This window comes from Paraburkholderia sp. Cy-641, assembly GCF_011752945.1.
Classification (GTDB): Bacteria; Pseudomonadota; Gammaproteobacteria; order Burkholderiales; family Burkholderiaceae; genus Paraburkholderia.
The window spans coordinates 19,360-42,596 of record NZ_VWWM01000037.1; the positions used below are offsets into that span (position 1 = coordinate 19,360).

General features: G+C 60.4%; 19 protein-coding genes. 10 read left to right on the top strand and 9 right to left on the bottom strand.

The genetic code is table 11. From position 1 onward, the window contains the following. Nucleotides 1-123 precede the first annotated feature (123 nt). From F3J20_RS20100 to F3J20_RS20130, 7 genes are all read left to right on the top strand, one after another. Nucleotides 124-456, top strand: coding sequence for a hypothetical protein (locus F3J20_RS20100; RefSeq protein WP_167284324.1), 333 nt, complete (start codon nucleotides 124-126; stop codon nucleotides 454-456). Nucleotides 457-673: 217 nt separating this feature from the next. Further along, entirely contained in the window at nucleotides 674-1,024 is a 351-nt protein-coding gene (locus F3J20_RS20105; RefSeq protein ID WP_167284325.1) for a hypothetical protein, read from the top strand. Between the two features lie 54 nt (nucleotides 1,025-1,078). Continuing rightward, nucleotides 1,079-1,978: a LysR family transcriptional regulator gene (locus F3J20_RS20110; protein ID WP_167039563.1), complete on the top strand. Its 900-nt coding sequence runs from the start codon at nucleotides 1,079-1,081 to the stop codon at nucleotides 1,976-1,978. 138 nt (nucleotides 1,979-2,116) lie between these two features. After that, nucleotides 2,117-3,433 (top strand): MFS transporter, encoded by a 1,317-nt coding sequence (locus F3J20_RS20115; RefSeq protein WP_167284326.1) that lies wholly within the window; start codon nucleotides 2,117-2,119, stop codon nucleotides 3,431-3,433. A gap of 37 nt (nucleotides 3,434-3,470) precedes the next feature. Further along, complete coding sequence (locus F3J20_RS20120) at nucleotides 3,471-4,520, top strand: amidohydrolase family protein (RefSeq protein ID WP_167284327.1); 1,050 nt, start codon at nucleotides 3,471-3,473, stop codon at nucleotides 4,518-4,520. Further along, the gene (locus F3J20_RS20125) at nucleotides 4,517-5,188 is read left to right on the top strand and encodes an RraA family protein (RefSeq protein ID WP_167284328.1); all 672 of its coding nucleotides are present in this window, start codon (nucleotides 4,517-4,519) and stop codon (nucleotides 5,186-5,188) included. The genes F3J20_RS20120 and F3J20_RS20125 overlap by 4 nt, the downstream gene beginning before the upstream one ends. Before the next feature lie 19 nt (nucleotides 5,189-5,207). Next, nucleotides 5,208-5,612, top strand: a complete 405-nt coding sequence (locus tag F3J20_RS20130) for a hypothetical protein (RefSeq protein WP_167039558.1) — start codon at nucleotides 5,208-5,210, stop codon at nucleotides 5,610-5,612. A gap of 21 nt (nucleotides 5,613-5,633) precedes the next feature. Here F3J20_RS20130 and F3J20_RS20135 read toward each other — a convergent pair whose 3' ends face one another. From F3J20_RS20135 to F3J20_RS20145, 3 genes are all read right to left on the bottom strand, one after another. Beyond that, entirely contained in the window at nucleotides 5,634-6,731 is a 1,098-nt protein-coding gene (locus F3J20_RS20135; RefSeq protein WP_167284329.1) for a sugar-transfer associated ATP-grasp domain-containing protein, read from the bottom strand. Between the two features lie 97 nt (nucleotides 6,732-6,828). Next, nucleotides 6,829-8,211 carry an undecaprenyl-phosphate glucose phosphotransferase gene (locus F3J20_RS20140; protein ID WP_167284330.1) on the bottom strand — a complete coding sequence of 461 codons (1,383 nt, stop codon included), beginning with the start codon at nucleotides 8,209-8,211 and terminating at the stop codon, nucleotides 6,829-6,831. 41 nt (nucleotides 8,212-8,252) lie between these two features. Then, nucleotides 8,253-9,767 (bottom strand): mannose-1-phosphate guanylyltransferase/mannose-6-phosphate isomerase, encoded by a 1,515-nt coding sequence (locus tag F3J20_RS20145; RefSeq protein WP_167284331.1) that lies wholly within the window; start codon nucleotides 9,765-9,767, stop codon nucleotides 8,253-8,255. A 656-nt stretch (nucleotides 9,768-10,423) separates the two neighbouring features. Between F3J20_RS20145 and F3J20_RS20150 the strand changes: the two genes are divergently transcribed. Next, the gene (locus tag F3J20_RS20150; RefSeq protein ID WP_167284332.1) at nucleotides 10,424-11,725 is read left to right on the top strand and encodes an O-antigen ligase family protein; all 1,302 of its coding nucleotides are present in this window, start codon (nucleotides 10,424-10,426) and stop codon (nucleotides 11,723-11,725) included. Here the strand turns inward: F3J20_RS20150 and F3J20_RS20155 are convergent. From F3J20_RS20155 to F3J20_RS20180, 6 genes are all read right to left on the bottom strand, one after another. Next, nucleotides 11,689-12,891, bottom strand: a complete 1,203-nt coding sequence (locus tag F3J20_RS20155) for a glycosyltransferase family 4 protein (protein ID WP_167284333.1) — start codon at nucleotides 12,889-12,891, stop codon at nucleotides 11,689-11,691. The two genes, F3J20_RS20150 and F3J20_RS20155, sit on opposite strands and share 37 nt — an antisense overlap. 50 nt (nucleotides 12,892-12,941) lie before the next feature. Further along, the gene (locus tag F3J20_RS20160) at nucleotides 12,942-14,258 is read right to left on the bottom strand and encodes an oligosaccharide flippase family protein (protein WP_167039546.1); all 1,317 of its coding nucleotides are present in this window, start codon (nucleotides 14,256-14,258) and stop codon (nucleotides 12,942-12,944) included. Between the two features lie 20 nt (nucleotides 14,259-14,278). Beyond that, complete coding sequence (locus F3J20_RS20165) at nucleotides 14,279-15,289, bottom strand: glycosyltransferase family A protein (RefSeq protein ID WP_167284334.1); 1,011 nt, start codon at nucleotides 15,287-15,289, stop codon at nucleotides 14,279-14,281. Nucleotides 15,290-15,375: 86 nt separating this feature from the next. Continuing rightward, on the bottom strand, nucleotides 15,376-16,821 hold the full coding sequence (locus tag F3J20_RS20170) for a hypothetical protein (protein ID WP_167284335.1): 1,446 nt from the start codon (nucleotides 16,819-16,821) through the stop codon (nucleotides 15,376-15,378). A 21-nt stretch (nucleotides 16,822-16,842) separates the two neighbouring features. Continuing rightward, a complete protein-coding gene (locus F3J20_RS20175; protein WP_167284336.1) occupies nucleotides 16,843-17,958 on the bottom strand; it encodes a glycosyltransferase family 1 protein in 1,116 nt (371 codons plus the stop codon). Between the two features lie 51 nt (nucleotides 17,959-18,009). Beyond that, a complete protein-coding gene (locus F3J20_RS20180) occupies nucleotides 18,010-20,328 on the bottom strand; it encodes a polysaccharide biosynthesis tyrosine autokinase (RefSeq protein ID WP_206000447.1) in 2,319 nt (772 codons plus the stop codon). A gap of 762 nt (nucleotides 20,329-21,090) precedes the next feature. Here F3J20_RS20180 and F3J20_RS20185 point away from each other — a divergent pair. Both F3J20_RS20185 and F3J20_RS20190 read left to right on the top strand, forming a co-directional pair. Next, nucleotides 21,091-22,062, top strand: coding sequence for a helix-turn-helix domain-containing protein (locus F3J20_RS20185; RefSeq protein WP_167039920.1), 972 nt, complete (start codon nucleotides 21,091-21,093; stop codon nucleotides 22,060-22,062). A gap of 47 nt (nucleotides 22,063-22,109) precedes the next feature. After that, a complete protein-coding gene (locus F3J20_RS20190; RefSeq protein WP_167284337.1) occupies nucleotides 22,110-23,126 on the top strand; it encodes an ATP-grasp fold amidoligase family protein in 1,017 nt (338 codons plus the stop codon). Nucleotides 23,127-23,237 lie beyond the last annotated feature (111 nt).

Genomic DNA, 23,237 nt, shown 5'->3' on the forward strand with positions numbered 1-23,237 from the left:
CGTCCGCCTAAAAGCGCGCCGCCCCACTTCCCGATACACTACGTCTTTCTTCACCCCATACGAACGCGGCAACGGCAATCACCGTCGCCGCGCCGTCGCCCGCCTCATCTCAGGATTCCGGTAATGAAACGCGTAGTCGTATCCGCGCTTGTCGCGCTGTGTGTGGCACAGCCGGCCGCTCAGGCCGTCGCGCAGACCGTCAGCGATCAATGCTTCGCGCTCGGCGATATCGCCGGCCAGGTCGCCTCGTGGCGCGCGCACAAAAAGACCCAGGCTCAGGCGCTCAAGCAGGCCGCCTATTACTATAAAGACCCGTCCGATCGCGAGGCCGTCAACGCGATCATCGCCAAGATCTACGCCCCCGACGCGCCGCACATGACGCCCGATCAGGCGAGCATGGCGTTCACGTCGGAGTGCGCGAACCGGCACAAGGGACAGCCCTCATCCACGCAGTGATGCCCGTGTTCCCCCCGATGTGGTGCGGTGTTTCGCGAGCGGAGACGCTCATGCCCGCCTATTCGACGATGTTGAAATCGGCGAGGTACTTGCCCGCTCAGCGTGATGCCGCCGATGCGATTTCTCGCCTCGTCGAAGATTTATCCACGGCCCATGGACTACATCCTCAAAAATATATAACTTCCGGAGACCCAACCATCCGGTAACACAGAAAGACATGAAGATCCGCCCATTGGCCCTGAGCCTGCTGCTCACCGCCGCGCATGCCACGGCATCGGCACGCGCGATTACCACAGCGGATGAAGCCGCGGACAAAGCCGCAAGCGTTACCCAGACCCATCACCTATCAACCCACACCACACAATGCCTGCTATTCGACGTGTCGGACAGCAAGCGCTATTTCATCGTCGGTGTTCACGAAAAACACTCGCGCGAATGTGGCGGCGATCCCGATACTGCACCTGCGCTTTTCTTCATGAAGATACGCAAGCGCGACGGCTACATCGTCACGAACCGTAGCGACGGCGAGCACTTCAAACCGCTTACGCCCAATACCCACGCGCCATAGCACCCGCCGCAACAACACCGGTTATCCTTCCCCACTGGAGACAGGAATACCGACATGAACCTCAGAGCCCTGCAATGCTTCGTGATTCTCGCTGAAGAACTCAATTTCAGCCGTGCCGCCGAGCGCCTGCATATCGCGCAACCCGCACTGAGCCAGCAGATCCGCTCGCTCGAAGAGAGGCTCGGCACGCAACTCGTCGACCGCGCGCGGCGGCCGTTGATGCTGACCGAAGCGGGACACTATCTGTGCACCGAAGCGCGCCAGCTACTCGGCTCGCTGGACCAGATGACGCTCGCCACGCAGGAAATCGGCATTGGCCGGCGCGGCTGGCTCAGCATCGGCTTCACGCGTTCGTCGATGTATAGCGTGCTGCCGCCCGCGCTGAAGCAATTCCACACGGCATATCCGCAAGTCGAACTCAAGCTCTTCGAAATGCTCACCGAGGAGCAAACCGATGCCTTGCGCGACATGCGCATTCATATCGGCATCGGCCGCCAGCCGCTGACCGTGGAAGGCTGCACGTCGTATTCGCTGCTGCGCGAGCGGGTCATGGTCGCACTCGAAGCGGGACATCCGCTCGCCGCGCGCAAAACCGTGCGGATTGCCGATCTCGCCGATACGCCATTGATTCTCTACCCCAAGCATCAGACCGCACAGTTCAAGCACTCGGTGCAATCGCTCTATCGCGATGCCGGCGTAACGCCGCTTGTCGCCCATGAGGCTTACGAAATACAAACGGCCATTGCACTCGTCGCGGCCGGCCTCGGCGTAACGTTCATCGGCGAATCGGTAGCGCGGCACGGACGCACCGACGTGATCTTCCGCCATTTGTCCGGCCCCGGCTCGGCGTACCGCTCCACGCTCGCGGCCACCTTTCGCAGCGACGACACCTCGCCGCATCTGTGCGCCTTTCTCGGCTGCTTGCCGCCACCGCTCGCCGACCCGACACTATAAGCAAAAGCCTATACAAGCATAAGCAAGCACTCTTGGACTCCTGATCGATGCGTTTCTATCATTGGCGAAAGCCATTGCTTGAACACATACGACAAACGCAACGACGGCCGCGCCCGCCGTTGCATGGCAGGAGACAGCATGACCGCATTCGACGAAACCGCAACGATGCGCAAAGTGTATGGGCGATTGATGCCCCTGCTCTTCGCGATGATGTTCGTCAACTATCTGGACCGGATCAATATCGGTTTCGCCGCGCTCGACATGAACAAGCAGCTGGGCTTCAGCCCGGCCGTGTTCGGCTTTGCGGGCAGTATTTTCTTTGTCGGCTATATGCTGCTCGAAGTGCCGAGCAACCTGCTTTTGCATCGCGTCGGCGCGCGCATCTGGATTGCGCGCATTCTGCTGACATGGGGCGCGGTGGCCGCCGCTACGGCGTTCGTATTCAACGACGTCAGCTTCTACGTGTTGCGTTTTCTGCTCGGCGTCATGGAAGCCGGCTTTCTGCCCGGCGTCGCCGTTTACCTGACCCAATGGTTTCCGGTGCGTTATCGGGCGCGCGCGGTCGGCGGCTATATCGTCGCGGGCTCGTTTTCCGCCGTGCTGGGCGGGCCCATTTCGACCCTGCTGATGACCTACGCGAACGGTATTTGGGGTCTCGCGGGCTGGCAATGGATGTTCATTCTCGAAGGCGTGCCTGCGATGCTCCTGGGTCTCGTCACGCTGCGCATCATGACCGAGCGCCCCGCGGATGCCGACTGGCTCTCCAGCGAGGAAAAGAACTGGCTCGAATCGACGCTCGCGGCGGAACGCGCAGCGCTCGGCGGTAACCGGCATTTTCCGCTGCTGCGCGTGGCGAGCGACATCCGCGTCTGGAGTCTTGCCTGTCTGTTCGGTTGCGCCCTGGTCGGCATTTATGGGCTCTTCCTCTGGCTGCCGCAAATCGTCAAGAGCCTTGGCGAATTGAGCAATATCGAAGTCGGCTTTCTGTCGGCCGCCCCGCCGCTGCTCGGTGTATTGGGCACGTTCATCATCAGCCGCAGTTCCGATCGCACGGGCGACCGCAAGAAACATCTCGCGTTCGTGTATGGCATGAGTGCGCTCGCCATTGCCGGCAGCGCCTATGCGCCGAGCCCCGCGATCGCTTATGCGCTGCTGTGCGTGACCGGCCTCTTCATCTATGCGGGCAATCCGCTGTTCTGGAGTCTCGCGTCGTCGTTCCGAACCGGCGCGGCGGGCGCGGCAACCATCGCGCTCATCAACACGATCGCGCAATTCGGCGGCCTCGTCGGACCGTGGAGCATCGGAATCGTGCGTAACGCGACCGGCAATTTCAAGCTCGCCTTGCTGACGATCGCGGCGTTTCTCGTCGTCGCGACGATCATCGCCCTCGTGATGCGCGTGACACCGGCCGACGACGAAGACGCATCGCTCGCGGCCGGCAATGCCGCGCCGTGAACCTGAATCGCACGCAACCGCAAAGGTACTGCCCACTATGATTATCGATTGCCACGGTCATTACACGACCTCTCCGCCGCAACACGAAGCGTGGCGCGCGCAGCAGATCGCTGCGCTCAAGGACGGCGCCGCGCCGCCGCCCCGGCCGTTTATCGGCGACGACGAGATTCGAGAAAGCATCGAAAACGGCCAATTGCGCGTGCAACGCGAACGCGGCACCGATCTGACGATTTTCTCGCCGCGCGCGGCGGGCATGGGCCATCATCTCGCCGGCGCCGAAGCGAACGCGCAGTGGTCGAGCGAATGCAACGATCTCGTGCATCGCGTCTGCGAACTGTTCCCGCGTCGCTTCGTCGGCGTGTGCCAGTTGCCGCAAACACCGGGCGTATCGCCGCTGAACTGCGTCGGCGAATTGCGGCGCTGCGTCGAGGAACTCGGCTTTATCGGCTGCAATCTGAACCCCGACCCGTCAGGCGGACACTGGAGCGGCCTGCCACTTACGGACCGCCACTGGTATCCGCTTTACGAAGCGATGGTGGACCTCGACGTGCCGGCGATGATTCACGTATCGTCGTCGTGCAATCCGAACTTCCATGCCACCGGCGCGCATTACCTCAATGGCGATACGTCGGCATTCATGCAATTGCTGCAAGGCGATCTGTTCGCGGACTTCCCCACGCTGCGCTTCATCATTCCGCACGGCGGCGGCGCAGTGCCCTATCACTGGGGGCGTTATCGCGGACTCGCTCAGGACATGAAACGGCCGTTGCTCGAAGAGCATCTGCTGAAGAACGTGTTCTTCGATACCTGCGTGTACCACCAGCCCGGTGCCGAATTGCTCGCGAAAGTGATTCCGGTCGAGAACATTCTGTTTGCGTCGGAAACGATCGGCGCGGTGCAAGGCATCGATCCGCGCACGGGCCACTACTATGACGATACGCGCCGCTATATCGATGCGATCGAATGGCTCAGCGACGCCGACCGGCAACGTATTTACGAAGACAACGCGCGCAGTGTGTATGCACGGCTGTCGCGGCAACTCGATCGACAATTTCAACCATTCGCAGCACAGGGAGCAAGCGCATGAATCCAGCAGGATGGCGAGAATACGAATGCGCGCCGCAAGCGAGTCCGGCCACGCTCGCGGCTTTGCGCGAACTCGCGGTATCGCTGCTCAGCGACAACATGGCGCGAGCGAGCGGCGCGATCGGCTTGCGGCCGTTTCATCGGCCGAAGCCGCTGGCCGGCACGGCGCTCACGATCCATACCCGCCCCGGCGATAATCTCGCGATTCACCGTGCGTTCGAGTTCTGCCGGCCCGGCGACGTGCTCGTTATCGACGGCGCCAGCGATCTCACGCAGGCGCTGATGGGCGAAATCATGGCGACGTACGCGGAAAGCCTCGGCGTGCAGGGTCTCGTGATCGACGGCGCGATTCGCGACGTCGGCGCGCTGCAGCAACGCGACTTTCCGGTGTACGCGCGCGGCGTCACGCATCGCGGTCCCTACAAGAACGGCCCCGGAGAAATCAACGTGCCGGTCACGATAGGTGGCATGGTGGTGCATCCAGGCGATATCATTGTCGGTGACGAAGACGGCCTGCTTGCCATTTCGCCCGCCGACGTCGACGCCGTCATCGAAGGCGCGCGACAACAGCAGGCGAAAGAAACGGCCGCACTCGCGTCGATTGCGAACGGTACTTTCGACCGCGCATGGGTCGCCGCGCAACGGGACCGGATGATGACCGGATCATGAACCACCTGCCAACCGCCACATGGTGCAACAACTGAACGCCGCCGCCCTGCTCGCCCTCGCGCGCGCCGCGCAACAACAGCCGCGCGCCGGCGAGCCTTGCGAATGCACCCGTACGCCGCTCGACGGCTGGCAATCGCAGCCGCTCTCGCTCGATGAAACGCTATTCGAGGAAGTCGGCACGCTGATGCCGGAAGACGATCCCGAGCCGACCTTCAGCGAGTACCTGCCGAATAAAACCACTTACTGGTCCGCGGACGCGCCTATCGCCCCGCGCTATTTCCCCTACAACCGTTGCGGTGTGTGGCAATGCTCGTTGTGCGCGCGTCTTTATCTACGCTATGTCGAAGGCGGCGGGTACTTTGTCGACCGCAGGATTCGCGTGGTCAAGGCCGAATTGATCGAGGACGTGCCGCTTTCCGCATGACACGCTTTCCCCGCCTACCGACTAGGGCGTTCTGCCCTGGCTGCCCGCCCGCGGTGAAAACCCGGGCGCGGCGTGCAGCTTCTCCCAGTTCAGCCCCATAAAACAGGGCCCTTGCGTGGTCTCGCTGAACTTCACGTCGTTGTGCTCGCCGTTCCACTCCATGACCTGCACGCGATCGTCGGCATCGACGGTCACATCCCATCCGACGCAACGCGCAAACGGAATCTTTCCGTGCAGTCTCAACACGGTCGCGACGCACTGCGCAAATGCAGGCAGCTTCATGCCCGCAAAACGCACACCCGAATCCGGATGCGCCTCGACCGCGCCCCAGTTGCCCAGATAACCTTCGTCGCACAACTCGCCCGTTTCGATTTTGACGGGCACGCAGACTTCGCGATCGATCAGGATATGCGTATCGTCCGCTCTTCCAAGCCGCAGGAAAGCCGCGCGAAGCGAAATACGGCCGGCATCGTCCACCACGGTGGTCAGACGCAACGTTGCCACCGGTTTCGATGCGAACGCCTTGAATAGCCGGTGCTGAATGATGAACTTCTGGATCACGCCATTGCCGAGCGAGCGGATGACCTCGGGGTCGAAATTCGTCCTGTCGAAGATATGCACGCCATTGCCCTGCATCGATCCATCGAGCTTGAAGACCACGCGCTCGGTGTGCTCGAAGATAATATCCTTCAATTCGTGCGCCGGCACGACCACGCTTTGGTCCGTGAAAAACAGGCCATTGACGTAATACGCGAGGTCCGGCAATACGTCGCCGCCGAAGATCAGCTGCGATATCGGCTTCAGGTTCGAAATCTTGCCGTACCCGCCCTTCATATACGGCATCACCACGGTCGCATAGTAGTTGTCGGGAATCCAGCCTTCCTTGAACGCGCCGTTGAATGCCGTGTAGACACGCAGCCACGGCGCGTAGATCGCGTCGCCGAACACGTCGCTCGCATAGGCGTCCGCGAGCTTCAGGTTCGCCGGATCGGCGCGGCCGTACTTTTCTTCGAGTAGCTGCAATACCCGTTTCGCCTGCGCGGCATGGTCGAGGTGAAAACGGTATTGCGCGACCCGCTTCGCGGATCGCCTCACTACACTCTCAACGTCGGATAGCATCACGTTATGTCCGCCAATGTCCGGGTGTTGTTCCTACCCATTATTTCCATCCGTTATTTTCGTCCAGTGTCACGTATTGAACGCCTATGTCGAACATTCAATACGCGTTCGGATGATGAATTCCCTTGAAAATCGTCGCCAGAATGATCCTGACGTCGAGCCAGAACGACCAGTTCCTCAGGTAGTACAGATCGTGCGCGACACGGCCTTCCATTTTTTCGAGCCGATCCGTTTCACCGCGAAAGCCGTTGATCTGCGCCCAGCCGGTAATGCCGGGCTTGATCCGATAGCGATGAATGTAGCCGGACACGATGTTCTGATAGAGATCGTCGTGTTCGAGCGCATGAGGACGCGGCCCCACTACGGACATATCGCCGCGCAATACGTTGAAGAACTGCGGCAGTTCATCGAGACTGGTCCGGCGCAGGAAAGCACCCACCGCCGTAATGCGCGGATCGCCGCGCGTGGCCTGTTCGAGCACACCGGCCTTCTGCTCATGCAAGCGCATCGTGCGGAACTTGTAGATTGTAAAGACACGCCCGTCCGCGCCTTTGCGGCGTTGCCTGAAAAACACCGGTCCATGCGAACTCAGTTTGACCGCAATTGCGCAGCCAAGCAGAATCGGCGAGACCGCAATCAGTGCAAAGAGCGCAAAGAGACGATCGAACAGGTCTTTCTGCACCAGCGCATTCGGCGGCAACGGCGACGCGGCGAGATTGATCGCCGGCAGACCGAGCAGATCGGTCATGCTGCCTTCGAAAAGCGCGAGCGTGCGCACGTCGGGCATGAAGCGGATATTGATCAGATCGTTACGAAACTCCGCGACGAGCCGGAGAATCGCGCGCTCTTCCGAAAGCGGCAGTGCAAGCCATACTTCACCGATGTTCTGCTCGCGCACGTAGCGGGCAAACGCCTCATGCCGTTCGAACACGCGCACGGACGAACCCGTCGGGAGCCCGCAACCGGCGCTCAGGTTATAGAGCGCATTCGCGCGAAACCCGGCGGCCGGCGACTGCTCTATCTTGCGGATGATTTCGTCGCAATGATCTCCGCAGGCGGCCACCGCGACCTGCTGCAAGTTCATTCCCGCCACGCGCACGTGGCCGAGCAGCGCATGCGTCAGCATGCGGCCCGCCATCATCGCGGCCCCGGAAATACCGGTCCAGTACGCGAACCAGAGCCGCGACACCAGATCGATCCGGTGCAGCGAGAACATCAGCACCATTGCGCAGGCCTGCACGACAAGCCAGCTCAACGCGATATGCCCGGCCAGTGCTCTCTTCGAGCGGCCGCGCCATGAGTCATAGACGCCGAGCGCCGGAAACACGGCAAGAGAAAACGCTGCGGCAAACGCGACGAACGCAAAGTAGAAACTCCGTTGCGAGCCGTCGTCGAAGCGAATCTGCGAGGCCGCGAAAGCGCCCGCAACGATCATCGCCACGTCGAAACATCTCGCCAGTAGACCAGTCAGCAATCGCATTGCAGCCTCCTGAGGGTGCGGTTCCGTTCGACTCCAGCGCATTAGCCGCAACGCCCATACTTGTCGTCGAAGCGGACGATGTCGTCTTCGCCGAGATAGGTACCGGACTGCACCTCGATGATCTGCAGCGGCACGCGGCCCGGATTTTCGAGCCGATGACGAATACCGAGCGGAATATAGGTCGACTCGTTTTCGCCGAGCAGAAACTGCTCGTCTCCGCGCGTGACCAATGCCGTTCCGCTCACCACCACCCAGTGCTCCGCGCGATGATGGTGCATTTGCAGCGACAGACGCGCCCCCGGGCTGACGACGATGCGCTTCACCTGAAAGCGCCCGCCTTGATCGATGGAATCGTAAAAGCCCCATGGACGACGGACTTTTCTATGCGTGTCCGCTTCCGGCGACTTCTCGCGCCGGATACGCGACACAAGCTCCTTGACGTCCTGCACGTGCGCGCGATCCGCGACGAGCACCGCGTCGTCGGTTTCGATCACGACCAGGTTGTCCGTGCCGACACAGGCGACCAGCCGGCCGCCCTGGGAGCGCGCATAGGTCGCGGTCGCGCCTTCGAACAGCACGCGGCCATTCGAAGCGTTGCCGCATTCGTCCTTCTCCATCGCTTGCCATACCGCATCCCACGAGCCGAGATCGGACCAGCCCGCTTCGAGCGGCACCACAATGCCGGTGAATGTCGAGCCGGGCTTGCCGAGCTGCTCCATCACCGCGTAATCGATCGAATCGGCGGGCGAGCGCAAGAACTCGGCCGCTTCCGGCATCAGGCATTCTTCGGTCTGTTTGGCATTGCGATAGGCCTGCACGCAGGCGGCATGCATTTCCGGCTGGCATTGCCCGATGACCTCGAGCCAGATCGACGCACGCACGACGAAAATGCCGCTATTCCACCAGTAATTGCCGGAGCCGACATACTGCGCCGCAAGTTCCACCGCAGGCTTCTCGACGAATCGTTCGATATGGCGCGCGCCATCCTTCAAGGCACCGCCGAGACGGATATAGCCGAACCCCGTATCGGGACGCTCAGGCGGCACACCGAGCGTGACGATGGCGCCCTCCTGCGCGTGAGTCGCCGCGATGCCAATCGCGTGGTGAAGCGCATCGAGATTCGCTATGGCATGGTCCGCGGGCATGGCGACCAGAATCGCGTCCTCGTTGTCGGCGCATGCGGCCAGTGCCGCGAGCGTCAGTGCTGGCGCGGTGTCGCGCCGCGCGGGTTCGACCACGATGCGTGCATTCACGCCGATTTCGCGCGCCTGCTCGCACGTAGCGAAATAATGCTCGGCACCACAGACGATCACCGGATCGTCCGCGACATCCCATGCGCCCTCGAAGCCGGCCATGCGTCCCATCGTGGCCTGCAGCAAGGTCTGATTGCCGATCACATCGATCAACTGCTTCGGAAACTGTTCTCGCGACACAGGCCACAGCCGCGTGCCCGAACCGCCGGCCAGAATCACCGGCACGAGAGGAGGAATATCGACCTCGTGCTGCAGCGTCGCATCGGTATCTCTTGTAGCTGCCACCGCGCCAACCTTACTCATCTGTAACTCCTCGCCATCGAAGCCGGCTCGCGCACGATTCTCTGTCGACGCGAGCGCCTGACGCGCTGCGACGTGAATCGTCTCGATGCCTTCTTGTGTGATTAATGACAGGACGTCCGCGTCGGACAGACCCGACCAGCCGCTCAGTTCGCAGTGAAAGACAGATGCCGGTATGGAGTCCGGCTCGTTCGGGAAATACGCAGAACCGCGTGGCCGGATCGCTGCCGTCTGTTCGACGACGACCGGATAACGAAAAAACCGAAAGAACAAGTGAGGCAACGATGTTCACGATACTGATCGCGACATTCGCGACACATCGCGCCCCGATGTGTCCCATCATAGTCAGCCGATACTGAAATAAGCCGTTCTGGCGCGAACCGTGGAAGTTTTGGCTCTGGCTGCGGTCTCCGATTGCGAGGAATACGAACGAGCTTGCATTCCTGTTGCAGACAGCACGCTGAAGATTGGAAATCATCACCTACACGTGCTACCGTTCAGATGAACGTCTCGACACATTCGTGTCAAAGTTCATGTCAAAGACGGACACCTATCGTGTCTTTCGCCGGTGCAACGCCAGCATCCTGCTTCATGTTCACGCCGTCATCCAGCGTATCGCCAGCTCATCGAACGGCGCGCTACTGTTTTCCGGAGTTGCAATGGCCTATATCTCACTGCTCGCACTTTTTCTGACCGTCACCAATTTCGTGCCGATCAGTGCAATTGGCTTCGTGCCCCTTATCTTCTGCTCATGGCGCTTCTATGGGCGTAGCTATCCTGCGTTTATGGCACCGTTTACCGCGTTCACGCTTTTCGTCATTGCCTCGACGCTGCTTTACGATCCGCGGTCCTTTCTGGAGTTCGATTTTTACCGCCGCGACGGCAATTTCTTCATTTCGTATGCACCCATTTTTGCCGGTTGTCTGTATGCGCACCGTTGGGATCTGAACAAAGTACTGCGCACGTTCTTCACGTTCGCGGTTCTCATCAATCTGCCGCTCTACGCTTACTACATTGTCGAAAACGGCCTGATCGGCATTTTCACGCATCCCGCCGATACGTTCGGCAGCTACTTCATCGCCCGTAATGCGGCTGGCGGCTTCTTCGCCATGCTGTTCTGCCTCGGTGTCGCGTGCTACCTGCAAAAGCGCAGCAAGCTGCTCGTCGCGCTGCTCGCCTGCAATGCGCTCATGCTGTTTTCCACCTACAGCCGGGGCTCGCTGCTCGGTGCGGCAGCGATCCTTCCGTATCTGTACTTTGGCCGCAAACGCTGGATTCTGGCTTCGCTGGTCGCCGCCATGCTGGCCGGTTCGCTCGCGATGGCGATCCACCATACCGATCCGACCGTCGATTACATGGGCTACACGTTCTCGATCCACAATCAGGACGAAAAGGTCGCCAATCTGGACATTCGCTACGAATGGCTGTGGCCGCGCGCACTCACCTATTTCGAACAGAGCCCGATTGTCGGTCTCGGCTTCGGCTCGTTCGACGACCATATCGGCAGCGTCGCCTCGTACTTTCATCTACTCGGCGTTCCGTCCGACGTCATCATTGAACATAGCGACTCCCACGCCCACAACTCTTATCTGAACATCCTCGCCGAACTCGGCGTGGTGGGCCTGACGCTGATACTGGCGTTCTACTGGAAGCTGGTCGAGTGGAGCAAACAGGGCGCGGCGTTCGCGGCCCTTGTCGATGGCGGGCGTAATTTCGCGGCTTTCCGCTTCGTCGAAATATCGTCGGTGTGCCTGCTCGTGATGTCGGCCACCGAACATCGGCTGGTGTCGCCGTCGAATGTTCTGATTCTTTCTCTGGTGATCTCACTGCTGCTTGCGGCACGCCCGCTCACTGCTTCCGTGTTCGCGTTCGATCCGCGTACGCGCCGCAGGGCGAGCGTCGTGCAGCAACGCCCGGCTCAATCTCAGGGCGTAGTAACGTCGGCGAGGTCGGCGAGATGACGTTCTTCGACGGGGCGCGGCGCGCTCGGTGCAGGTGGCAAAGCCTGTTCGACACAGGCACCCGGAAGCCGCGACTCGACAAAACCCTTGAGCGATTTCTTGAAGTTCTCCGATGAGAAACGCTCGGCGTTCCTGCGGCACCGACGAGGGTCGAATACGCCCGCGTTGTCTTCAAACCGGCTGACCGCTTCGAGCAACGATTCCACCGTTTGTGCGTTGAAGAACACGCCGGTGGCCCGCTCGAGCGGCAAGCCCACCACCGATTCGAGTGCTCCGCCCCGGCCGAATGCGATAACCGGTGTACCGCATGCCTGTGCTTCCACGACGGAAATACCGAAGTCTTCCTCGGCCGCGAACACGAATGCGCGAGCGCGCTGCAAATGGTCGATCAGAACATCGGATGGCTGATGGCCGAGAATCTCCACGTTTTCTCCGGCCACAGCCTTGATCTTCTTCATCTCGGGGCCATCGCCGATCACGACGAGCCTGCGCTCGGGCGTTTGCGAAAACGCCTGCACGATCAGATCGATGCGCTTGTAAGGCACCATGCGCGAAGCCGTGACGTAGAAGTCGTCCTTCTGCATGCGAACCTTCATATTGGCGAGATCGACCGGTGGATAAATGACCGTGGCATCGCGCTGATAGGCCTTTCTGATTCGCCGCGCAATGAACTGCGAATTGGCGACGAGATAATCGACGCCGTTCGCCGAGCGCGAATCCCAGCCGCGAATGTAATGCAGCAGCACGCGCGCCAGCACCGAGCGAACGCCCGTGTCGAGGTGCGATTCACGCAGATACTGATGCTGCAAATCCCACGCGTAGCGGATCGGCGAATGGACGTAGCTGATATGCACCTGGTTCGGTCCGGTCAACACGCCCTTTGCCACCGCGTGCGAACTCGAAATCACGAGATCGTAGCCGGACAGATCGACCTGCTCGATCGCCAGCGGCATCAGCGGCAGATAAGCGCGGTAACGTCTCTTCGCGAACGGCATTCTCTGGATAAACGACGTGTTGACCGATTTCCCCTTTACGCACTCGCGGTCTTCGAGAAAATCGACAATCGAGAAGATGTCCGCATTCGGGAAGCACTCGATGATGTTCTTCAATACTTTCTCGGCGCCGCCCGAGACCACCAGCCAATCGTGAACAATAGCGACTTTCACTTCGACCTCCTGTGACTTTCCAATCGAACCCCCAGACATCCTTCACCACATCAATCTTCTTTGCCCGCCTGCGCCTGTGTGTGCAAACCGAATGCAATCCGCACCCGCTCCATGGCACGCTCGGCGCCGGGCAACAGGCTAACCAGTTCAAGACGGATCAATACGCCCATCAGAATCACGGACAATGTCGACTCGCCGATCACGCGCGCGGTCGCCATGCCCATCGCGCCATAGCGCGGTGCAAGAATCAGTGCCGCGCAGAGATTGGCGAGCCCGGATAAGGCACCGACAACGGCGAGCAAGCGGTCTTTTTTGCGCGGCACGAATACGTAGAACGCGACGAATTCGTTGAAAGCCGCGAAGGGAAACATCCACGCGAACACCTGAAGCACGTGAGCGCTGGGCTCGAACGCCTGGCCCAGGATGAGCGGCAGAACAAAAGGCGAAAGCGTCAAGGCGCCGCACAGCACGAGCATGCCGTAGCCCATCAGCAGGAACGCGCCGCGACGCGTCGTAACGCGCGCGCCTTCCTTGTCGCCGTTCGCGAGTTGCCGCGATATCGTCGGAATGAATACCTGCGAAGCCGGCCCCATCAGGCTCAGTCCGATCGTCGCAAAGCGTTCCGCCGCACCGAAATAGCCGACCTGTGCAGGCGTCGACAGGAGCGTCATCAGATAGGTCGAGGATGCCGTGAGCACCACGGAGCCGGACGAATAGCAGAACAGCATCGTCGAGCTGCGCACGAGCGGCACGACACCCGAGAGCTTGAGGCGCGGCCAGCCCAATTGACGAGTCGCGAGGCCATAGGCAACGAGCGACGACGCAATGCCTGAAATCAGCAGGCTCGCCAGGACCCACACGGCGTCGCCGGGTCCTTTGACCAGGCTCAGCACCAGTACGAGGCTCAATGCAAAACCGAACACCTCGATCATGATCGGCGTACGGAAGTGCTGGCGGCCCTGAAACAGCCAGCCGAGATTCAACGCCGAGACGATGCCGAGCAGCGTCGCCAGCAGGCCGATAAGCGGCCGCTCGGACAATACCGGCGAGCTCATCGTCGCCACGACGCCGATCGCCGCGCCGATTACGCCCAGAATCAGCCGCGCGCTGACATGCAGCGAATAGATCGAATTGCATTCGGCCGCCGAATGCGCTTTCGACACCTCGCGCATGCCGACGAAAGTGAATCCGTAGCTCACGAGCATCCAGATCACGTTCATCAGCGACATCGACGCGAGCACCCTGCCGTACTCGGCAACGCCTAGCACCCGGCCATAAAACGGCACGACGATGATGAGATAGACGTACCTCATCAGATACCCGCCGTACACAAACGCGATTACATTGGCGCTCGCCCGTTTATCCATTCCCGTCTCCTTCCTAGCCTTCAACGCCCGGTCGCACGCCGGCGTGCGAGCGGGTTGGCGATATAGCGCACGGCAAAATCGGACAGCGGCGAATAAGGCAGGAGACACAGGCTCGACAGTACGAGCGTGCCGAGCTTTTTCTTCACGCCCCAGAATGGATTCGCAATGATCGTATGCAGATAACCGCTCGAATCGTGGAGCATCCAGCGCCAGCGCGAGAGGAGCTTCGCGCGATAGAGGGTCGAGCAGAACGTCGCCTTCTCGTGCGAGAAGTCATGGAAAGTCGGCGGGAGCTCCAGATTCAGCCGGTCCTTGGCGATGTTTCTCAGTATCGCCCATCGCATGTTGAATGCCCTCGGCGCTTTGTTCAGTTGCTCCGAGTTCGCGAACGATACTGTTTCGCCTCCCGCGTTATGCACGCGATAGCCGCCGAGCGACTTCGGCACGGTTCCAATCGGCCCGGTCAGCGCAACGCCGTAAATCGCGTAAAAGTCCGCGCCATAGCGATTCACGCCCTCTTCCGGAACCGGAAAGATCTGCCTGAGCGCGCTGACCCGGTAGGCATTGCCCGATGCGGGCGGTGACGGATAGAGCCAGCCGCCCTGCAATAGCTTCGTGCAGTCGTGAGGCGGCACGGTGTGCGGCACGTAAGCGCCGGTCAAGGCCCCCTGACGATCCATGACGTCGAGACGGAATTGCACCTTCGACCATGCACCGCTATCGAACAGGCGCATCACTTCGGAAACCGCTTCGGGATACAGAACGTCATCGGAGTCGAGAAGGATCACGTACTCGGTGTCGAGCAAGCTGATGGCGTAGTTGTATGCCGATACCTGTCCGCCGTTTTTCTTGAAGACGGCGGTGATACGGTCGCCATAGCTTTCCAGGATCGCACGCGAGCTGTCGGTCGAGCCATCGTCGATGACCATCACGCGCGTATCCGGATAGTCCTGCGCGAGCGCCGAGTCGATTGCCGCACGCAGATAGCACTCGTAGTTGTAGTTGCAGATTGCAATGGTGACGTGTTTCATGATGTTTCGACTCTATTCGTCAGGTTCGGGACACCGACAACCGGCATCCGGGATACTCGCGACCGGCGACCGGGCCATGACTACGCTCAGGCGGCACCGCGCACCACCAGATAAGCCAGATGTCTGGGCGGGTTATTGCCGGCACCATTCATCTGGCTCGGTACTTTGAATCGCACTTTCATCTGCCCGTTTTCCCAGTTCGATGCAATATCTTCCGCGGCACTCGTAGTGCCGGTGAGCGCATCGATAAAATCGACCTGCGCCTCGCGCAGACGCGCACTGTCGAGCCCGCCAATGGCGACGGTCTGCCAGCCTGTACTCGCACTCACCTGCATGACGAGATCGCTACCGGAGAACAGTGCGTTGCCGCTCACGCCCTGGCCGAACTGCACGGGCTTCGAGAAACTGCCGAGATGGCCGCCCGCGGTCTTGCGCAGCACGATCAGGCTGCGCCCCGAGACGTTGTAGGTTCGCGCCGGCGGCCCGCGATGCGTCAGACGGAAAGGCTCATAGCCATCCCAGTGATAGATCATCGATACATACTTGTCCGCATCGTCCCAATCCCTCTCCAGCGCCCATACCGCAAACTCGAAGAAATAGCGCGGCAGATAATGCGGGTCCTTCATGTACTCGTCGCCGATTTCCGTTTGCCAGATACCGCGCGCGGGGCCGTTCTTCACGTACCGCTGATACAGCGCATCGAGATCGGAAACGGCGAGATAGTGCGTGTCGATATAGTCGACCCAGTCGAGCATCCGCTCGTTCAGTACCGGGCTGCGATACGCCAGCCATTGCTGGAAATTCGCGAGACCGCCCTGATCCGGCCAGCCGCCATAGACCACGTACGCGTGGTAATTGCGGATAATCCGCGCCGCCGGAATATGAATTCGCTCCACGTAGTCCTGCATCGCGCGCTCGTAGGGCTTCGAGCGCTTCTCATTCTTGCTGAAGTCCGGGCCGTGCCAGAACGTGGCCTGCGGCAGGCCGCCCGACAACTGGCCGGCAGCCTCGTTCCAGATCTGGAAATAACGCAGGTTATAAGGCGGCGCAGAGTACTTGCGGACCACCGCCTCGACATATTGTTTCCATGCGTCCACGTCGACGGGCGCCGAATTCGAATCGCCCGGCACGCTCGCATTCCATCGCGGCGTATAGCCGAGTATCAACAACGAGCCGATGCCGCTGCGTTCATTGCGAATCAGCACCGGCGGCAGGTCGCTATCGAACGCGGCGCCTGTCCTGTCGATGCGCATGGTTTCACCAGGCCGATCGGGCTGACCGGGGCCCACCGAACCGCGCCCCCAACTGATGCCCATCGCGCGCCACATTTCTATGTCGGCGGCCGAGCCGGCCCAGCCGTTGGTGCCGATCAGGTTCGTCATAAGACGGGCCTGCGCACGTTGGCGCTGGGCATCCTGTGTCAGTGCCAGAGCGGGCTGGGTCCGTGCCAACGGAACGACCGCTCCCGCCGCAAGCGCGGCAAATGTGCGCAGCGCCCGCCTTCGGCCTCGATGGACTTTGACGCGATTCATTTCCGTGCCCGTCCATGTCAGTCAACTCGCCGACGCGCGCGGCGTCAGGTCGGGCAAGCGGTCGCCGGTGTGCTCGTAAAGTATTTCGAGCACTTTCTTCGCCGTGCGATCCCAACGAAATTCGCGGGCACGCAATTGCCCCGCCACGCGGTATTGCTGGCGCAGATCCGCGTCGCTCATCATCTGCGAGATCTTCGCCGCGATATCGTCCGCCGAGGTCGCTTCGCAGTACATCGCGGCATCACCGCACACTTCCGGTATCGACGTCCGTGCCGATGCGATGACGGGGCAACCGCAGTACATCGCTTCGAGAGGCGGAAGACCAAATCCCTCGTAGAGCGAAGGGAAAACGAGGCAGCCGGCGTTCTCGTACAGAGCTTTCAACTCGTTATCCGATACGAAGCCCGCCCACACGATCCGCTTCGAATCCACGGCATGTGCGGCGCCATCGCTGCTAAAGATGCGCGAATTCCGTCCCCCTACGATAACGAATTTGACCGTGGTCAGATGTTCGAGCTCCGCAATCGCATCGAGCACGCGCTGCAGGTTCTTGCGCGGATCGAGACTGCCGACGATCACGCAGTACGTGTCCCTGCCCAGTTCGAGACGTTCGAGCACGGCCGGGTCTGCTACGACGCGATCGAGATGGTCTGCGCCGGGCGTCACCACTTTCACGCGCGACGGATCGATCTTAAGGTGGTGGCAGATACGCGTCTTCGAGAACCGCGACACCGTGAGGATCATGGGACGCGTTCGCCGCAGAAACGCGAAACAGATCCGGTACCAGAGCCGGAATTTTCTCGAGAAGCCTTGCGGCACGTCGTAGACCGCCATGTCATGCACCATGACGATCTGCCCGCGTTTGAAAAGCGGATTGGTATTGCACAAATTCAGCAGCGTGATTCCGCGCGCCGCGATGGGCAGCGTAATCTGCTCCCACAGCGTGCCGCGCAGCCACGGAAAGCGCCGCTGGTTATCGAGCAGCGCGCCTGGCGCGACGGCATTCTGCGGCACGAAAACTTCGAGTTCGTCGCCCGGCATCGCGTACATCTGCATCGCTCTCGTGAGTTCATACGCGACGCGTTGAACCCCCGTCATGGTCTGCGAAGTAAACTTTCCGTTGATTGCAAAGACCATCCGCTTCTCCGTTTAACGCGCTGTCGCACATGCAACTATTCCTGTGCCGGTTCAGTGCACGGCTCGATGCGCCATGTCGGCGTCGCCGAAATCGCTCGCGTAATTCGTCTCGTAGTCATAATTCTTCGTGCTGCGGCGCAACGGAATACCGTTGAAAACCGCGCCCGAAATACGCCCTTCCGCGCGCTCCATCTTCCTGACCGTGTCCTCGATTTCCTCCTCGCTTTGCATGCCCGAACGCAACACGAGCAACGACGCGCCCGCCTCGTTCGCAATGATCGAAGCATCGGTCACGGCGAGAAATGGCGGCGTGTCGACGATCACGAGATCGAACTGGGTCGACAGACGCTCCAGCATTTCCCTGAACCGCGGCTTCATCAGCAGCGCCGCCGGGTTCTCGGGGCGTACGCCGCACGACAGGAACGTCAATCCGTCGATACCGGTCGAGCGCAAGGCATTGCGCAGCGGTATCCGTTCCGACAGTACTTCGGAGAGCCCGCCGCGATTGCTCTCGTTGAATAGCGAGGCGAGATGGCCGCGCCGCATATCGGCATCGATCAGCACGACGCGCGAGCCGATTTCCGCGTGCAGAATCGCGAGATTCGCGGCAATGAAGCTCTTTCCCGCCGAGGGCGTCGGCCCGGTAATCATCACGATGTTGTTGCGCGCGTGCGCCAGATCGCGAGTCAGTGCGGTACGTACGCCTCGCAGCGCTTCGACCGAGGAATCGTGCGGAAAGCGCGCGGCGAGAATTCTGTTGTTGTGACCGGCGCTGAACTGGATCTCCTGCGCGCTTCTCTCCAGCGGCGGATCGGCGCGCCCGGCAGACGCCGGCAAGGACTTGTGCCCCACGCTGGCCGCATTGCGATCGATCAACAACTGCTGCTGGCTGAATAGAATCTCGCCGAACATCGGCACGCTCATGCGGCGCTCGACGAATCTCGGGTCGGTCACGCCCGTCATCACATGACGGCGCACGAAAACCAGCATGACGCCGGACACGATACCGAGTACCAGCCCGCCGCCGAGCACGAGTACCGGCTGCGGCATGACCGGGCGATGCGGGCTGATAGCCGGATCGAGAATATGCGCGCCGCCCGTCGTACTGGCGCGCCGAACCTGCAATTGCTGGGCCTTCTGAACCATGCCGAGATAAATCGTTTCCGCAACCTTCTGCGCGCGGATCAGATCGACGCTTTCGCGTTCGGACGCCGGCATGCCGTTGAAATGAGTATCGAACTTCCCTTTCGCGTCCTTCAATTGCGCCAGTTGCTCGTCGATGCTCTGCACCCAGCGGCTCTGCGGGGTAAAGCGCTCGAGCATTTGCGTGCGCTGCAATTGCAGTGTCGCGATCTGCTTGTCGAGATCGAGACCGCCTTGCAAATAAGCCTGGGCTTCGTTGGTCGGCTGCATCGACTGCGAACTGGAACGGAAGTTCTTCAGCGATTCCTCGGTTTTCTTCAGATCGGCGAGCAGGCGCGGCAATTCGCCGTTGATAAACGCGAGCGTTTTCGTATCGTTGAGTTGCCGGCTCGCAATCGCGGACGCGAGATATTGCTGCCCCAGAGCATTGGCAACGTCGGCGGCTTTTTCCGGACTCTGATCGCGGTACTGGATTTGCAGCAGCCCCGAGTCCTTGACCTTGTCGCCTACCTTGACGAGATTCAGGAAGCGTTTGGTTGCATCGAGTTCGTTCCAGCGGATCACCTCGAATTTCGTACCCGGCCGCGCATCGAGTTCCTTGATGAGCATCGACACGCCATTCGCTTTCGCTTCCGTGCCCACCGTACCCGTCAGCAGAATCTGGCCGGACGGACCGAGCAACTCGTAGGCGCCGTTCTGGAGTGCAATCAGCGTGAGCTTTTCTTCTTCGAGTTCATGCGGCACATCGAGTGCGCCCACTTTCACGCGCTCGCCGCCCCAGGCAAACGATTTCAAGCCCAGCCACGGGGCTGCGGGCTCGCCCGGCGTCGCGAACTTCTCTGCGATATTGCCGAGTATCGGAATGCGATGCGGCGTCACCGAGACGTCGAAGCGGAATTGATCGATCACCGGCTGCACGACCGAGCGGCTCTCCATCACGGCCGCTTCCGTCACCGGCGACGGCGCGGGCGGCGGCAGCACGTCCTGATTCTGCAACGCGAGGCCGAGCGCGTTCGGCTCGGGCGGGTCTACCCGCACGACCACGTCGGCGGAATAGATCGGCTGTGCAATCAGCAGATACGTGACGGCCAGCGTGAGGACGACGACCGTCGTCACCACGATTTCCCAGATATGGTCACGCATCAGCGTGAGCATCGCGCCCGCACTGAGCTGCCTGCGCTCAGTGTCGATGGCGGGATAGAGCGAATTTTGCGGGTAGTAATCCACCGGTCTGATCCTTACAGGTTGATAAGCAGAACGATCAACGACACGCTCTGCGTCGTCACGTTGCAAATGACGCCGCTGCCGGCCGGAAAGGCCCTGAATTGGCTGGCGCACGGCGAAGCGACGTGCTGGGTCGGGTTAGGTCGGGGAACCGCACTCGGGACCTCTCGAGCGACGGAAGGCTACACAGCTATTGCGTTGTCCACTGCGGCATTGCCAATCGCGCTTCTCGGGAATTCGAAATACGAAGTCCCGATTCCCCCGAATCGCAATGGGCAACTTCTCTATGGATGTTGCGGTGAAGCATAGCCCGCAAAAAGAAGTACTCAATCGCCGGAGGCATAAATTCGGGTGTTATTGGCCGAATGTGCGGAGCGTTTTACATTTGCAGACGCTGTTGTTGCGATCTGCAATTGGTGTAACAGAGTTATACGATTCTCACGAAACATCGCGACAGAACGCGTGTTGCGCGCTTCGAGTGCGAGGCATCGGGCTTTGAACGGACTCATATCGCCTCATCCTTTACCACGCTGCGTATTTGACGATTTCGGCACAAAGTGAGGTACCGAAATCGCGCCAATTGAATGAGAAAAAACTTCACTGAGAGACAGGTAATAGAAAGCGTTCGAACGGAGTTCAAGGTAAGAATTTCCCAGATCATGACGATTACGCCAAAACACCCGCGCATGCCGGCCAAGTTCGTCTTGATCACCTCGATGCGCTAATCTCAATGCGTAGTTTTTCCCGTCTGGAGAATCCCGCGTGATGAAGCACATTGGTCTTTTCGTCTTCCAGAACTGTTCGGTGGCCAGTACCGGCGCGATAGGCGACGCGTTCCGGCTTGCCAACGAGTTCAAAAGATCCGCTGGTGAACAACCGGCCTATCGGCTCTCCGTACTGTCGGATGGCGGCGGTCTCGTGACCAGTTCTTCCGGCATTTCGATCTGGACCCAAGGACTCGATCGCTACTGCCTCGCCGATTTCCATGCATTCTTCGTGGCCTGCCGCGACGTCACCGAAGTGGCGGAATCGAATGACCGTTTTCTGTCGTGGATCTCATTGCAGGGCTCGATCGCATCGTTCGGCATGCAGCAAGGCGCAAACCTGGCCGTGATATGCAACGACCCGCTGCAATCCACGGTGCCGATCTATCTGTTCGACGACAGCGGCGACGCGTCGCGAGCGCCCAGCAACGTTACGCCGACCGATCTCGCGATCGCGCAGATAGAGCGCGACGTCAATTCGGATACGGCCCGAAAAATCGGCCGCATTCTGCAAACGGGCTACGCCGAAAAGAGCCGCACCGAAATCGACGATGCGAACATCACGACCACGACCGAGAAGATTCGCGAGTCGGCGCGCTGGATCAAGGAGAACTACAGCAAGGCGATCTCGGTTGCTCAGGCCGCGGAGTCGGTCGCGATGAGCAAGCGCAATTTTCAACGCCGCTTCAAATGCGAATTCGGGATGACCCCGCTCGAATACCTGCTGCGCACGCGCTTCGAAATCGTGCGCTCGATGTTGAAGAACACCGATTTGCCGGTCGACAAGATTGCGCGCCGGTGCGGCATGGGGGACGGCAATCGCCTCGGGCGGCTCTTCAAGGAGCGCTATGGCATGTCGCCGACGCAATTCCGCGCGCAACAGCAGATAGAAGCCGAGGAGCGCTGGCAGACGGCCGAGGAAAGTTGGGGCACCACGGCCGAGATGCTGCGGCAGGTTCCCGCCACTCTTTGATGCTTCGGGACGAGCGCTTCGCGACCCATATATTCATGGATAAGAACATGACGATCACCGAACCCACCGCGTTCGATGAAGAAGATACGGCGGACGCCACGCAGGACACGGCGTCCGAACACGGGGCTGTTGCCCTCTCTGACGCGGTATCTGGCGAGCAGACGAGGCAATATGAGGAACCGCTTCATCAGTACCGGCAAGCGCCTTCCAGAGTGAGAGCGATCAAGGAAGCCGCGAAATCATTGCTGCCGGACTCCATCTTCGTGAGTCTGCTGCATCACAAATGCATTGGCCGCTATCCGAATCTTCTTCATCCCGCCACGTTCAATGAGAAGATCCTGCAACGTAATCTGAAGCCCGATCCGCGTTACATCGATCTGGCCGATAAACTCAAGGTGCGGGAATATATTGCAGCAAAGATCGGCGAGCAGTATTTAATACCGCTTCTCGCCGCGCCGGAGCTGTTGACGCGCAAGGTCTTCGACTCGCTGCCGGATGCCTTCGTCATGAAGGCCAATCACGGCAGCAATTTCGTCGAAGTGGTGAGAGACAAATCGAAGACGTCTTTCGAGAAATTGCGGATGCTCGCCGAGCAATGGCTGGCGACCGACTTCTACCACATCGCGCGCGAGCGGCATTATCGGATGATCAAGCCGCGCGTCTTCTTCGAGCACCTGCTGCTCGACCAGCACGACCAGATTCCCGCCGATCTCAAGGTGCACTGCTTTGGCGGCCGTCCCGGTGGGCCGATCATCTATATCCTCGTGATAGCGGACCGGTTCGGCGACTGCCATGGCGACGTATACGACGCCGACTGGAATCATCTCGACATCGCCATCGGCCCCTATAAACGCAGCGCCGCACCCTCTGCGCCCCCGCGGAATCTGCAAGCGGTACTGGACGTCGCGGTGCGATTGGCCGAAGACTTCGACTATGTTCGCGTCGATCTATATGCACCGGATAACGAAATTTATTTCGGCGAATTGACGTTCACGCCGGGCGCGGGCGTATTACCCTTCACACCCGACAGCGTCGATTACGAGTGGGGCAAGCTGCTTGCGTGAACCGGCGGCTCAGGCAAGCGAAGCAGTCAAGCTCATTCACGGGAGCTTCGACTCCACCGCTGATTCCCGCTGCTTTCCGCCGATTCCCACTGCCAGTCAGACCGTTGAACC